This window comes from Cyanobium gracile PCC 6307 (genome assembly GCF_000316515.1).
Lineage (GTDB): Bacteria > Cyanobacteriota > Cyanobacteriia > PCC-6307 > Cyanobiaceae > Cyanobium > Cyanobium gracile.
Window position 1 is genome coordinate 2,708,176 of record NC_019675.1, and the last position, 12,920, is coordinate 2,721,095.

The 12,920-nt window shown below is 67.7% G+C and carries 10 protein-coding genes; 1 reads left to right on the top strand and 9 read right to left on the bottom strand.

Annotated elements, in window-relative coordinates:
• Window positions 1-7 precede the first annotated feature (7 nt).
• The 8 genes from CYAGR_RS13090 to CYAGR_RS13125 are packed head-to-tail and all read right to left on the bottom strand — an operon-like array spanning window position 8 to window position 10,256.
• Window positions 8-1,648: a GMC family oxidoreductase gene (locus tag CYAGR_RS13090; protein ID WP_015110311.1), complete on the bottom strand. Its 1,641-nt coding sequence runs from the start codon at window positions 1,646-1,648 to the stop codon at window positions 8-10.
• Window positions 1,649-1,656: 8 nt separating this feature from the next.
• Window positions 1,657-4,326, bottom strand: a complete 2,670-nt coding sequence (locus CYAGR_RS13095) for an MGH1-like glycoside hydrolase domain-containing protein (RefSeq protein WP_051017237.1) — start codon at window positions 4,324-4,326, stop codon at window positions 1,657-1,659.
• Window positions 4,327-4,385: 59 nt separating this feature from the next.
• Window positions 4,386-5,900 carry a GMC oxidoreductase gene (locus CYAGR_RS13100; protein ID WP_015110313.1) on the bottom strand — a complete coding sequence of 505 codons (1,515 nt, stop codon included), beginning with the start codon at window positions 5,898-5,900 and terminating at the stop codon, window positions 4,386-4,388.
• A 3-nt stretch (window positions 5,901-5,903) separates the two neighbouring features.
• Window positions 5,904-6,512 (bottom strand): cytochrome c oxidase subunit 3, encoded by a 609-nt coding sequence (locus tag CYAGR_RS13105; protein ID WP_015110314.1) that lies wholly within the window; start codon window positions 6,510-6,512, stop codon window positions 5,904-5,906.
• Window positions 6,509-8,179 carry a cytochrome c oxidase subunit I gene (locus CYAGR_RS13110; protein WP_015110315.1) on the bottom strand — a complete coding sequence of 557 codons (1,671 nt, stop codon included), beginning with the start codon at window positions 8,177-8,179 and terminating at the stop codon, window positions 6,509-6,511. The genes CYAGR_RS13105 and CYAGR_RS13110 overlap by 4 nt, the downstream gene beginning before the upstream one ends.
• Window positions 8,180-8,183: 4 nt before the next feature.
• Window positions 8,184-9,122 (bottom strand): cytochrome c oxidase subunit II, encoded by a 939-nt coding sequence (locus tag CYAGR_RS13115; RefSeq protein ID WP_015110316.1) that lies wholly within the window; start codon window positions 9,120-9,122, stop codon window positions 8,184-8,186.
• 13 nt (window positions 9,123-9,135) lie between these two features.
• Window positions 9,136-9,759 (bottom strand): DUF2231 domain-containing protein, encoded by a 624-nt coding sequence (locus CYAGR_RS13120; RefSeq protein ID WP_015110317.1) that lies wholly within the window; start codon window positions 9,757-9,759, stop codon window positions 9,136-9,138.
• Window positions 9,759-10,256 (bottom strand): DUF2231 domain-containing protein, encoded by a 498-nt coding sequence (locus CYAGR_RS13125; protein ID WP_015110318.1) that lies wholly within the window; start codon window positions 10,254-10,256, stop codon window positions 9,759-9,761. Before CYAGR_RS13125 ends, CYAGR_RS13120 begins: the two co-directional genes overlap by 1 nt.
• Before the next feature lie 161 nt (window positions 10,257-10,417).
• On the opposite strand from CYAGR_RS13125, the gene CYAGR_RS13130 reads away from it, so the two are divergent.
• Window positions 10,418-11,869 (top strand): NAD(P)/FAD-dependent oxidoreductase, encoded by a 1,452-nt coding sequence (locus tag CYAGR_RS13130; protein ID WP_015110319.1) that lies wholly within the window; start codon window positions 10,418-10,420, stop codon window positions 11,867-11,869.
• A gap of 26 nt (window positions 11,870-11,895) precedes the next feature.
• Here CYAGR_RS13130 and CYAGR_RS13135 read toward each other — a convergent pair whose 3' ends face one another.
• Window positions 11,896-12,702: an SDR family NAD(P)-dependent oxidoreductase gene (locus tag CYAGR_RS13135; protein ID WP_015110320.1), complete on the bottom strand. Its 807-nt coding sequence runs from the start codon at window positions 12,700-12,702 to the stop codon at window positions 11,896-11,898.
• Window positions 12,703-12,920: the final 218 nt, after the last annotated feature.

The following is a 12,920-nucleotide window of genomic DNA, read 5'->3' on the forward strand; positions in this document are numbered from 1 at the left end:
GCCACCCTCAGCCCCGCAGCCGTTCCACCAGGTGGGTGCCCACCCGCAGGGCATTGGCGATGGCGGTGAGGGAGGGGTTCACGGCGCCGATCGACGGCATGAAGCTGGTGTCCACGACGTAGAGGTTGTCGAGCTCGTGGGCCTTGCAGTCGAGGTCGAGCACCGAGGTGGCCGGATCGCTGCCGAAGCGGCAGGTGCCGGCCTGGTGCCCCACGGCGGCGATGCCCATGCTGTTGGCGATGTAGAACTGGCGCTCCACCAGATGCCGGCGCAGATAGAGGCGATCCAGAAGGCCCTCCAGGCGGCTCACCAGGCGGGCCGAGGCGGTGAGGTTGTTGGGGGTGTAGCTCAGCTGGATCTGGCCGGAGCCGGTGACGGTCACCCGGTTGTTCGGATCGGGCAGATCCTCACTGGAGATCCAGAAGTCGAGGGCGTGTTCGGCGATCCTGTCCATGCTCCAGCCGGGCATCATGAAGGTTTCCAGTGGCGCGTAGCCCTTCATGATCGTGCCGTTGGTCTTGCCCGTCATCTGGATGTTGCCCATCGGGTAGTCGAAGTCGGCATCCCCGAGATACCAGTCGTTGATCGACACCGTTTTCTGGAAGATGGTGCGGTTCGGCTCATGGGCCAGGGCCACCATCGCCTTGCTGTTGTGGAACATGTAGTGGCGACCCACCTGGTCGGAGCCGTTGGCCAGGCCCCGGGGATGGCGGTCGTTGGCCGACAGCAGCAGCAGCCGGGCGCTGTTGGCGGCGCCGCAGCTCACCACCACCACATCGCCGCTGACCGTCAGGGGCTCGCCGTCACGCTCCAGCTCCACCGCCTTCACCGTGCGGCCGGATTCATCGGTGATCAGGCGCTTCACCTGGGCCCGCGTCAGCAGGGAGACGTTGGAGCATTCCAGGGCCGGCCGCATGCCCAGCACCTCGGCGTCCGACTTGGCATGCACCAGGCAGGGGAAGCCATCGCAGCAGTTGCACTTGCGGCAACGGCTGAAGGCCATGTGGGCCTCATCGAGCTGGACGCCGCTGGGGGCGTGGAAGGGGTGGAGCCCGGCGGCCCGCAGGTCGTCGACCAGCTGCTGCATCCGCGGCTCATGGGCCACCGGCGGATGGGGGTAGGGGCCACTGCAGGGCGGCTCGGTGGGATCCTCACCGCGCTGGCCGTGCACGTGGTACATCTCCTCGGCCTTCTGGTACCAGGGCTCGAAGTCGGCGTAGCGCAGGGGCCAGGCCGGCGAGGTGCCATCGAAGTGGGCCAGCTCCTCGAAGTCCTGCTGGCGCAGGCGGAAATGGGCGGCGCCATACATCTTGGTGGCGCCGCCGACGAAGTAATGGCTGCCGGGCTGGAAGGGCTTGCCGTGCTTGTCGAGCCAGGGATCCTTCGACACATAGCGGTTCTGCTGGAACACCGCTTCGGCGTCCCAGTTCTGGGGCTCCTGGGGCAGCCAGTCGCCCCGCTCCAGCACCAGCACCTTCAGGCCCGTGGGGGCCAGGTGGCGGGCCAGGGTGCCGCCGCCGGCGCCGCTGCCGATGATCACCACGTCGAAGTGGGCCCCTTGGCTCACCTGCAGCTGCTCCGCCTGCGGCAGGGGCGAGGTGTACGGGCTCGGACCGGCGACCGGTGCGCTGGAGGACGGGGTGCGCATGGCGGGGATCAGCCTTCGGGATAGCGGTGGAGCTGGTTGAGCATCTTGCAGACCATGGCGCTCCATCCGGTCTGGTGGGAGGCACCCACTCCGCTGCCATTGTCGCCGTGGAAGTATTCGTTGAACAGGATCAGATCACGCCAGTGGGGATCGGTCTGGAACAGCTCCACATCACCCAGGAAGGGACGACGGCCCCGGCCGTCGCGGCGGAACAGACCCACCAGCCGCTTCTCCAGTTCCAGGGAGGCCTGCCAGAGGGTGATCCAGTGGCCCGAACGGGTGGGGAACTCCACCTTGAAGCTGTCGCCGTAGAAATGGGCGAACTTCTGCAGCGACTCGATCAGCAGGAAGTTCATCGGCATCCACACCGGCCCGCGCCAGTTGGAGTTGCCCCCGAACATCGCCACCGGACTGTCGGCCGGGCTGTAGGCGAGGGTCTGGCTTTCGCTGCCTTCGGTGTAGGTGTAGGGGTGCTGTTCGTACACCTTGGAAAGGGAACGGATGCCGTAGGGGGAAAGAAACTCCTCCTCGTCAAACAGTCGCTCGCAGATGCGCTGCAGGCGTTCCCTGGGCACCAGGGTGAACAGCAACCGGTCGTTGTGCCAGATCCCCAGGTTTTCCACCATCCAGGAGGGTGTGGTGCGCTCGTGGGTGAACCAGGCCAGGGTGCGGCTGACATCAAGCATCGGTAGCCGTGCCACGGTGTCGATGTCGAAGCTCTGCACCGCCAGCAGGGGTACCAGGCCGGAGATGGAGCGGGTGCGCAGATAGTCGACGCTGCCGTCGGGACGCTTGATGACGTCGTAGTAGAAGCCGTCCTCCTCATCCCAGTTGAGGTAATTGCGGCCGGCGGGATTGTTGAGGGCGATCGCCAGCTGCACGAAATCCACCACGAACCGCTCGCAGATGTCGGCGTACTCCGGTTCCTCGCGGCTCAGCTCCACGGCGATCTGCAGCAGGTTGAGGCTGAGCGAGGCCATCCAGGCCGTGCCGTCGCACTGCTCGATGATGCTGCCGTCGGCCAGGGGGAAACGCCGATCGAACACGGCGATGTTGTCGAGCCCGAGGAATCCCCCCTCGAACACGTTGTCGCCGGAGCGGTCATTGCGGTTCGCCCACCAGCCGTACTCCAGGATCAGCTTGCGCAGGGCGGCGCGCAGGAAGGCCAGATCGGCGGCATCGCTGTTCCTGCGATCGATCTGATAGATGCGCATCGCCGCCCAGGCCCCGATCGGAGGATTGGGGTCCGAAAGGGCCCACTCATAGGCGGGGGTCTGGGCGTTGGGGGCGGTGTACTGGGGCTTGCGCAGCAGCATGCACTGCTCCTTGGCGGTCGCCGGATCGAAGACGGCGAAGGCCACGGCGTGGAACATCAGGTCCCACTGGCAGAAGTAGGGGTACTCCCAGCAATCCGGCATCGAGATGACGTCGTGGGCGTGCAGCCGTTCCCAGTAAGCGTTCTGGGTGTGGCGCCGCTCCGGCGGCGGGGGCGTGCCGGTGGGGTCGCCCTCGAGCCAGCGCATCACGCTCCAGCCGTAGTACTTCTTGCACCAGAGCAACCCGGCGGTGCCCGCCAGGTGGATGCGGCGGTCGTCGTCGGAAAGCCCCGGCACCCGATGCTCGAAGTACTCCAGCCACTCCCGCTCGCGCTCGCTGAAGATCGCCTCGAACGCCGCCTCGAACGCTGCCCCGAACGCCTCTTCGTGGTCGGCCGGGGCCGGCGAAGGGCCGTCGATGCGATGCAGGCGCAGCTCCACCAGCCACTCCTCGCCGGCGGCCAGGGTGCGCTGCAGCACACGCCCCGCCTTGCTGCCCTGCAGCGCCGGATTCACCGCGCCGGCTTCGCCGTCGACCACATGGCGATGGAAGCCGTCCTTCTGGAAGGGCGTGGCGTTGGGCTGTCCCCAGAGCCGCTCGCTGTTGGTCTCGTTGTCGGTGAAGATCCAGCGTCCGGGCTCCCGGCAGTCGAGCTGGTACACCCCCAGGTGGGGGAGCGCATCGGTGACGATCGAAGGGCTGCCGGCGCCCGTGAGCGGGCGGATCCGGTGCTCGACTTCATCGGGATAGCCCCAGCGCCAGGTGTTGCGCAGCCACAGGCTGGGCAGCAGGGTGAGGGGGGCCGGCTCGGGGCCGCGGTTGGTGGCCCGGATGCGGATCAGCAGGTCCTCCGGGCCGGCCTTGGCGTACTCGATGAGGACATCGAAGTAGCGGCTCTCGTCGAAGACCCCCGTGTCGATCAGTTCGTATTCGGGCTGGTCGCGGCCGCGCCGGCCGTTCTCCACCCGCAGCTGTTCGTAGGGGAAGGCCCGCTGCGGGTATTTGTACAGCCCCCGCATGAAGCTGTGGGTGGGGGTGTTGGCGAGATGGAAGAAGTAGTCCTTGAGGTCCTCACCGTGGTTGCCTTCGGGATTGCCGAGCCCGAAAGGCCGTTCCTTGAGGATCGGATCCACACCGTTCCACAGGGCCAGCGAGAAACAGAGGCGGCACTGGTCGTCGCAGAGGCCCAGCAGGCCGTCCTCGCCCCAGCGGTAGACCCGCGAGCGGGCGTGGTCGTGGGGGAAGGAGCTCCAGGCGTCCCCGTCGGCGGAGTAGTCCTCACGCACGGTGCCCCACTGGCGCTCGCTCAGGTAGCTGCCCCAGAGGCTCCAGGGGGCGAGGCCGTGGTCGCGCTCGGCCATGCGCCGGGTCTCCGACGGGGTGATGGCGTCGATCGAGGCGCCGCTGGGGGCGGCGGCCGTCACAGGGAGGCCTTCAGGGCGGCGCCGATGCGCAGGGCATTGGCGATCACGGTGAGCCCCACCCCCACCGACGGACAGGAGGGCAGCACGCTGGCATCGACGATCCAGAGGTTGTGCACCTCGTGGCTGCGGCCCTCCAGGTTCACCACCGAGGTGGCCGGATCCGAGCCCATGGGGCAGGTGCCGCAGGCGCCGCCGATCACCGGCAGGGGCGCCTCGCCGCGGGGGTGGGTGGGGGCGGATTTGGCGACCTGGGTCAGGGGGTCGGCCTCCACCGCCTTGAGGCAGTCGATCCAGCGGTAGACGAGGCGGTCATGGGCCTCCCGGTTGTTGGCCGTGTAATGGATCTGCAGCAGGTTGCCCCGCAGGGCGACCCGGTTGTGGGGATCGGGACGCACGGCGCTCATCGCCCACCAGGTGATCGAGCGGGCGGCCAGCTGCTCGAGGCCGAAGTCCGGCAGCAGGCGGGTCACCAGGGAGAGCACCGGCGGTGACTCGGCGAACAGGGCGTCCTGGAGCACCCCGCCGCCGCTCTGGATCGAGCCGAGGGGGAAGTCGACGTTCTTGTCGCCCCAGTAGAAGTCGGTGATGCCATGGCCGCGGCCGTAGCGGCCCGAGTTGGGGGCGGCCGCCAGCTGCAGGATCGAGGTGAGCTGGGGCTTCATCAGGTTGCGGCCCACCTGGTCGGAGCCGTTGGCCAGGCCGCGGGGGTGGTGGTCGGTGGCGGAACGCAGCAGGATCTCCGGCGTGCCGATGGCCCCGGCGGCCAGCACGACCTGGTGGCCGCGGAACAGCCAGCGCTGGTGGTCGATCTCCACCTCGATGCCGCGCACCTCCTGGCCCGACGGGTTGACGTGCAGCTGCAGCACCCGGGCGTTTTCTTTCACCGTCACGGTGCTGGAGCCGCGCGCCGGATCCACGCCGAACAGCTCGGCATCCCCGGTGGGATCGACCGCCGACTCGGACCAGCTCAGAGGCAGGTCGTAGGGATGGAGCCCCTGGCGCTCGAAGGCGGCGCGCAGTTCCACCAGGAACGGCTCCACCGGCCGCGGCGCGGCCGGATAGGGACCCTCCCGCGCGGGGGCGGTGGGGTCGGCACCGGCCACGCCGTGGACGCGATAGAGCGCTTCGGCCCGCTCGTACCAGGGGGCCAGGTCGGCGTAGCGCAGCTCCCAGTCCGGGGAGGGACCCTCCTGGAGGGCCACGCCGGTGAACTCCGCTTCGCGCATGCGTTCCAGCACGCCCCCCCAGATCTTGGTGTTGCCGCCGATGGCATGCACCATCTGGGGGGAGAAGGGATCACCGTCGGTGCCGAACCACTTCTCCTCGGGGTGGTAGCGCGGCTTGCGGAACAGCCCCACCTCGGCGACGTTCTGATCGGCCTGGGGCATGACGCCACCGCGCTCCAGCAACAGCACCGTGTGGCCCCCATCGGCGAGGGCGGCGGCCAGGGTGCCGCCACCGGCACCGCTGCCGATCAGGATCACGTCGTAGTGGGTGTCGTCGATGATCATGGTTCAGGCTCTCCAGACGTAGAGCAGTACGAACAGGATGATCCAGATCACATCCACGAAATGCCAGAACAGGGAGGTGGCGATGACGCCTTCTTCACCGCCGTCGTAATTGCCGGGGACGAAGGATTTGGCCAGCATCAGGCCCATCAGCAGGATGCCGGTGAGCACATGCAGGCCATGGAAGCCGGTGAGCAGATAGAAGGTGCCACCGAAGGTGCCCGAGGTGAAGCCGAAGCTGAGGCCGCGCCACTCCACCGCCTGGCCATAGAGGAAATAGGCCCCCATGGCCATGGTCAGCAGCCAGAAGCCCCGGAACAGCCAGATCTTCCCCTTGCCCTTGAAATGCTCCGCCACCACCATCGTGAAGGAGCTGGAGACCAGCACCACCGTGTTGATCAGCGGCAGGCGCCATTCCAGGCCCTCAACACCGGCGGGCAGCCAGTCGATGGCGGAGAGCCGCAGCAGGGCGTAGCCGCTGAAGAACGCCAGGAAGATGACGCTCTCGGAGCACAGGAAGATGATGAAGCCGGTGAGGTTGTGGCTGGCGTGCGCTCCCGCGCCGTGGGCGTGGGGCGCGGCCGTGTCGCCGGACGTGGCGGGGGTGCTGCTCATCGGTTGGCGTCCTGAAGGGTGAGGGTGCGCTCGATCTCGGCCTGGTGCGCCACCAGCGGTTCGCCGGTGCCGTAGCCGTAGGGGCGGCTGATCACGGTGGGGACGTGCTCACCGAAGTTGTCCTCCGCCGGCGGTGAGGGCAGCAGCCACTCCAGGCCGATGGCGTTCCAGGGGTTGTGCGGAGCCTTCGGCCCCCGGGCCCAGGAGCTGATCATGTTGAGCAGGAACGGGATGATCGACACCCCCAGCAGGAAGGCCCCCAGGCTGGCCAGCACGTTCCAGAAGGCGAACTCCGGGTCGTAGGAGGAGACCCGCCGGGGCATGCCCATCAGGCCGAGCGGGTGCATGGGCAGGAAGTTGAGGTTGGCGCCGATGAAGGTGAGCACGAAATGCAGCTTGCCGAGGCCCTCGTAAGGCATGCGGCCGGTGAACTTGGGGAACCAGTGGTAGATGGCGGCGAACACACCCATGACGGCCGCGCCATAGATCACGTAATGGAAGTGACCCACCACGAAGTAGGTGTTGCTGACGTGAATGTCGACCGGCACGGTGGCCAGCATGATGCCGGTGATGCCGGCGAAGACGAAGTTGAACAGGCCGCCCAGGCAGAACACCATCGGGGTGGTGAGCCGGATCTTGCCCCGCCAGAGGGTGCCCAGCCAGGCGAACACCTTCACACCGGTGGGCACGGCGATCAGCATCGTGGTGACCATGAAAAGGTTGCGCATCCACTGGGTGACGCCACTGGGGAACATGTGGTGCACCCAGACGATCAGCCCCAGGCCGACGATGATGAAGGAGGCCAGGCACACATAGACGTAGCCGAACAGCGGCTTGCGGGAATAGACGGGAAACAGCTCCGAGAAGATGCCGAACACCGGCAGGATGATCACATACACCGCCGGGTGGGAATAGAACCAGAAGAAGTGCTGATACAGCACCGGATCGCCGCCCCCTTCCGGCCGGTAGAACGAGGTGCCGACGCTCAGATCCATCAGCAGCATCACGGCGCCGCCGGTGAGGGCGGGCAGGCCGATCAGCTGCAGGGTCTGGGCGGCGAGGGCCGTCCAGCAGAACACCGGCATGCGGAAGAAGCCCATGCCCGGCGCCCGCATCCGCAGGATCGTGGTGACGAAGTTCACCGCCCCCATGATCGAGGAGACGCCGGAGAGGGCCACTGCCAGCACCCAGAGGAACTCGCCGTTGATCAGGTGGCCGAGGGGGTTCTGGAGACTCACCGGCGGATAGGACCACCAGCCGGAAGTGGCCGGGCCGCTGGGCACGAAGAAGCTGGCGATCAGCAGGATGCCGAACACCGGCACCAGCCAGAAGGCGGCGGTGTTGAGCCGTGGGAAGGCCATGTCGGGGGCGCCGATCATGGTGGGAATCAACAGGTTGTTGAGCCCATTGAGCACCGGAAAGATGAACAGGAACAGCATGATCGTTCCGTGCATCGTGTAGAGGCCGTTGTACACGGTGCGATCCACCAGATCGGCCTCGGGCGTGATCAGCTCCCCCCGCATGATCATGGCCAGCAGCCCACCCACGAGGAAGAAGAAGAAGGCCACCACGATGTACTGGATGCCGATCACCTTGGCATCGGTGCTGAAGCCGAAGTAACGCCGCCAGGAGGCGGGCGGTTCGGGGGAGAGGGCGGTGCTGGTCATGGCCTCAGGCGTCGTGGGGAAGGGAACGGGAACCGGGGGTGTTCACCTGGGGCGGCGGGGCCGGCACCACCGTGGGCCAGCCGCTGCGGGGCTTGGCCTGGCGCGCGGCGTACTCGTCGGCCGCGACGCTGAGGCCGGCCTGCAGGGGGGCCGCGGCGGCCTGCTTCAGCCAGGCGGCGTGGTCGTCGGCCGTCTCCACCACCACATCGGCCTGGTTGGCGGCGAACCAGGTGCCGCTGAACTGGGAATCCCGCAGGCGGTAGCGCCCGATGCGGGTGGGGGTGAGGCTGAAATCGATCGCCCGGCCCGGGATCACATCCTGCTTGAGCCGGAAGGCCGGGATGAAGAAGCCGTGCAGCACGTCCTCGGAGACCAGGCGGAAGGTGACCGGCCGATCCAGTTCCAGATGCAGCTCGGTGCTGGAGACGTTCTCGGCGGTGTAGCGGAACTCCCACGACCATTGCCGGGCGATCACCTCCACCTCCTCCGCCGATCCCTGGCCCTTCGGGGAGCCCATCGCCATGGACAGGGGTTCGCTCAGATGGACGTGCTCCATCGGCCCCAGCACCCCCAGTTCGGTGTTCACCTGGATGGCATACCAGGCGATGGCCATCACCAGCACCAGCGGGATGGCGGTCCAGATCACCTCGAGGCGGGTGTTGCCCTCGATCGGCTCGGCATCGCTCTCGTCGTACTTCTCGGCCCGGTGCACGAGCACCACCCAGGCCATCACCGAGACCACCCCCAGGAACACGAAGGTGCCGACGCCGGTCTCGAAGCTGAACAGACCATCCACCAGCGGGGCGGCATTGGAGGCCTGCACCGGCAGCCAGCGCAGGGACTGCCCCGCCACCCAGAGGCTGATCAGCAGCAGCAGCCCGACCCAGAGAACCAGGGCCACGAGGGCGATGGGGCCGGGGCGACGCGGGGGGGCGGAGGTCATGGGAAAGGGGCCCTCAAGGAAGGGCGTCGCGGAGGTCGGCGCCATTGGCCAGGAGCTGGTCGGCGGTGATGTGGACGCCGAATTCGGCCGCCAGTTCGGCCCCGAGGGTGCCGTGCAGGCCGATCACCAGGAACAGGGCCAGGCCCACCAGCAGGTAGAGCCACTGCACCTGCCGGCCCATGTCCCGGCGCCAGAGAAAGCGCTGGTAGCCGCGCCAGACGGTCATGGCGATGATCGCCAGCAGGATCGCCACCCCGCCGACGCCGTGCCAGAGCATGGTTTCCATGCTCTGGAGGCCGATGCTGCTGGTGACACCCGGCAGGGGCACCGCCAGCAGCATCTCGAAGAAGCCCGCCGCCACGGTGAAGAAGCTGACGATGGCGCAGGCCAGCAGGTTGTACCAGCCCACGTCGTGGAAGCCGGCCCGGGTGATCGGCAGAGCCAGGAAGCGGAACACCCGCTTCTCGATCGGGTAGAGGGCGCCGACGATGTCGAAGGCGATGGCGATCACGAACAGGCCGATCGTGAAGTGGACCAGATTCGGATGGATCGGCAGGCTGTAGGGCAGGTCGTTGGGCCCCAGCCAGTCGCCCAGCTGCTGGATCGGCGCCTCGGCCGGGAGCAGGGAGGGAGCCATCAGATCAGCCCGGCCCGTCCGGCGGCCACCACCGGCACGGTGTGCAGGCCATACACCCAGATCAGCTGGTTCCCCAGGGTGACCTGCACCACCACCAGGGCGGCCAGCACCCCGCCGGCGGCCAGGAACGGCAGCGGCAGGGTCTCGGGATCCCGGTTGCGCAGCACGTAGCGCCAGCCGGTGAGCACCGAGAGGATGCCGGCCAACGACCAGCCCAGGGTGCTGTGCAGGTTGAGGATCGCCCGGGAGGCGCCATAGGGATCGGCCAGCCCCGCCTCCACCTGGCCGAAGATGATCGCCACGAAGATGGCCCCGGTGGCGAACAGCAGATTCCAGAAGCTGACTTCAAACAGATTCGGCCGCCGCAGCACCACACCGATCAGATCGAAGACCACGCTGATCACCGCCATGGCGATGACGAAGTGGACCACGATCGGATGGAGGGTGTCCATCCAGGGCAGGTTGTGGTCATTGAGGGCTGGCAGCAGTTGCTGCATGGGCACCGGCCACGCTGTGCCGCTTCACCATGGCCAGGCTCCGGCGGCTGGCCCGGGTCTGTGAGCTTTTATTGCAGGATTGTGACGATATGCCGACGTGACCGGGAGCTCGCCGTTTCCGGGATCCTCCCTACCTTTCAGGCATCCTGCGGACCGCATCGATGGCGAAGGAACGCTTCTTCCTCGAGCTGGAGCCGAGCGAGGCCGTGATGAAGGGCTGGCCCCATGTGGTCATCGTGGGTGGCGGTTTTGCCGGCCTGAAGGCGGCCCACCGGTTGGCCGGCCAGCCGGTGCGGGTGACCCTGGTGGACAAACGCAACTTCAATCTTTTCCAGCCCCTGCTGTATCAGGTGGCCTCCGGTCTGGTGTCGGAGGCGGATGTGGCGACGCCCCTGCGACGGCTGCTGGCCAGGGCGGCCAATGTGCAGGTGCTGCTCGGTGAGGTGGTCGATCTCGATGCCGCCACCCGGGAGGTGGTCTTCAACGATCGCCGCCTGCGTTACGACAGCCTGATCCTGGCCACCGGCTCCGGCAGCACCTACTTCGGCCATGAGGAGTGGCGGGAACTGGCGCCGCCGATGAAGATCCTCGAGCACGCCGACGAGATCCGGCGGCGGGTGCTGACGGCCCTGGAGGAGGCCGAGCAGACCCCGGATCCGGAACGCTGCCGCTTTCTGCAGTCGGTGGTGGTGGTGGGCGGCGGCCCCTCCGGCTGCGAGCTGGCCGGATCGATCAACGAGCTGATGCGCCATGCGGCACGGCGCGACTTCCGCCAGCTGGATCCCGGCCTCTGCCGCGTGGTGCTGGTCGACCCCGGCGACCGGGTGCTGCGGGCCATGGATCCATCGCTGTCCCAGGCGGCCGGCGACTATCTCGTCTCCCGCGGTGTGGAGCTGGTGCTGGGGGGCCGGGTGCAAAGCATCGAGGCGGGACGCCTCACGGTGACCTTCAAGTCATCGCCGGCCGGAACCCCCAGTGAGCGGGTGCTGGAGGCGGCCACCATCTGCTGGAGCGCGGGGGTGCGGGCCTCCCATCTCGGCAAGCTGCTGGCGGAGCGCACCGGCTGTGCGGTCGACCGCGGCGGGCGCGTGGTGGTCGAGCCCGACTTCTCGATCGCCGGCCATCCCGAGATCCGGGTGGTGGGCGATCTCTGCTCCTACGCCCACACGGCCGACGGCCAGCCCCTGCCGGGCATGGCCGGGCCGGCGGTGCAGATGGGGGGCTGGGTCGCCCTCGACCTGCTGGCCCAGCTGGGGGGGCGGCGCCAGGCCCCCTTCCGCTGGTTCGACTTCGGCAGCATGGCGGTGATCGGCCCCCTCTGTGCCGTCGCCGACCTGCGGGGCCTCAAGGTCACCGGCGCCCTCGGCTGGCTGCTGTGGGGCCTGGCCCATCTGGCCTTCATGCCCGCCAACGAGAACCGCCTCACGCTGCTGACCAAGTGGCTGTGGATGATCGCCACCCAGCAGCGGGCGAGCCTGCTGATCACCGGCCGGCCCGACCAGCACCTGGGTGTGGAGGTGGGGCTGGAGCGGGCCGAACGGGCCCAGGACCCCGCTCCGGCACCGGCGGTGAAACCCGCGGCGGCCTCCACGGAGCAGCCGGCGGCGGCCTGAGGGGCCGGGAGGCCTGCGTCCCTGGCTCACAGGCCTGGGCTGCTGTGCATCAGGCCCCCATCGGCGAAGATCGTGGTGGCGGTGATGTAGCTGGCGGCGTCGCTGGCCAGGAAACCCACCACCTTGGCGATCTCCTCCGGCTGGGCCATGCGGCCCATCGGGATGGCGGCGTTGAGCCTGGCCAGCAGCTCGGGATTGTTCATGGTGGAGTCGTTGATGGGCGTGGCCACGGCGCCGGGGCCCACATTGACGATGGTGATGCCGTGGGGCGCCAGTTCCAGGGCCGCGGTGCGGGTGAGCATGCGTACGCCTCCCTTAGCGCAGCAGTAGGGGGTGTTGTCGGGCATCGGCCAGTCCTCGTGCACCGAGGAGATGTTGATGATGCGGCCGCCGCCGCCCTGGGCGATCATCTGCTTGGCGGCGAACTGGGTGGCGAAGAAGACGCCCCGCAGGTTGACGTCCAGCACCTTGTCGAAGTTGTCCGGAGTGGTGGTGAGGATCGAGGTGCGGGTTTCAATGCCGGCGTTGTTGATCATCACATCGAGCCGACCGTATTTCTGCACGGTGGTGTCCACCAGCCGCTGCAGGTCATCGAGCTTGCCCACATCGGCCTGAACCCCGAAGCTGCAGCCGCCGTAGGCGCCGATTTCACGCTCCAGTTCCTCGGTGGCTTCGGGATGGGAGCGGTAATCGATCACCACCTTGGCACCGAGTTCGGCCAGATATTCCACGATCGATTTACCGATGCCGCTGTTGCCACCGGTGACGATGACGACCTTGCCCTGCAGCAGGGTGGACAGGGCCTTGCCGGCCAGGGGATTGGAGCTCGTCATCGGGGGCGGCCGGAAAGGAATGGGGAGGGATGTCCACGGTTTCATCCTAGGGACGGCCACCGTCCGGGCCCACCGAATCGATGGTTTTGGATAGGCAGAATTCCACACCAGGATGCAGTGACCGTGGCGTCATGGCTGAAGGCCTTTAGGGTGTGTCGGAACCGAATGGAACCAGCCCGATGGACGGCGAAGCGTTGCAGGGGCCGGACAGCAACGGG

Coding starts and splice junctions, on each gene's coding strand:
- CYAGR_RS13090 (WP_015110311.1), bottom strand. CDS start 1,648: ATGCGCACCCCGTCCTCCAGCGCACCGGTCGCCGGTCCGAGCCCGTAC.
- CYAGR_RS13095 (WP_051017237.1), bottom strand. CDS start 4,326: ATGGCCGAGCGCGACCACGGCCTCGCCCCCTGGAGCCTCTGGGGCAGC.
- CYAGR_RS13100 (WP_015110313.1), bottom strand. CDS start 5,900: ATGATCATCGACGACACCCACTACGACGTGATCCTGATCGGCAGCGGT.
- CYAGR_RS13105 (WP_015110314.1), bottom strand. CDS start 6,512: ATGAGCAGCACCCCCGCCACGTCCGGCGACACGGCCGCGCCCCACGCC.
- CYAGR_RS13110 (WP_015110315.1), bottom strand. CDS start 8,179: ATGACCAGCACCGCCCTCTCCCCCGAACCGCCCGCCTCCTGGCGGCGT.
- CYAGR_RS13115 (WP_015110316.1), bottom strand. CDS start 9,122: ATGACCTCCGCCCCCCCGCGTCGCCCCGGCCCCATCGCCCTCGTGGCC.
- CYAGR_RS13120 (WP_015110317.1), bottom strand. CDS start 9,759: ATGGCTCCCTCCCTGCTCCCGGCCGAGGCGCCGATCCAGCAGCTGGGC.
- CYAGR_RS13125 (WP_015110318.1), bottom strand. CDS start 10,256: ATGCAGCAACTGCTGCCAGCCCTCAATGACCACAACCTGCCCTGGATG.
- CYAGR_RS13130 (WP_015110319.1), top strand. CDS start 10,418: ATGGCGAAGGAACGCTTCTTCCTCGAGCTGGAGCCGAGCGAGGCCGTG.
- CYAGR_RS13135 (WP_015110320.1), bottom strand. CDS start 12,702: ATGACGAGCTCCAATCCCCTGGCCGGCAAGGCCCTGTCCACCCTGCTG.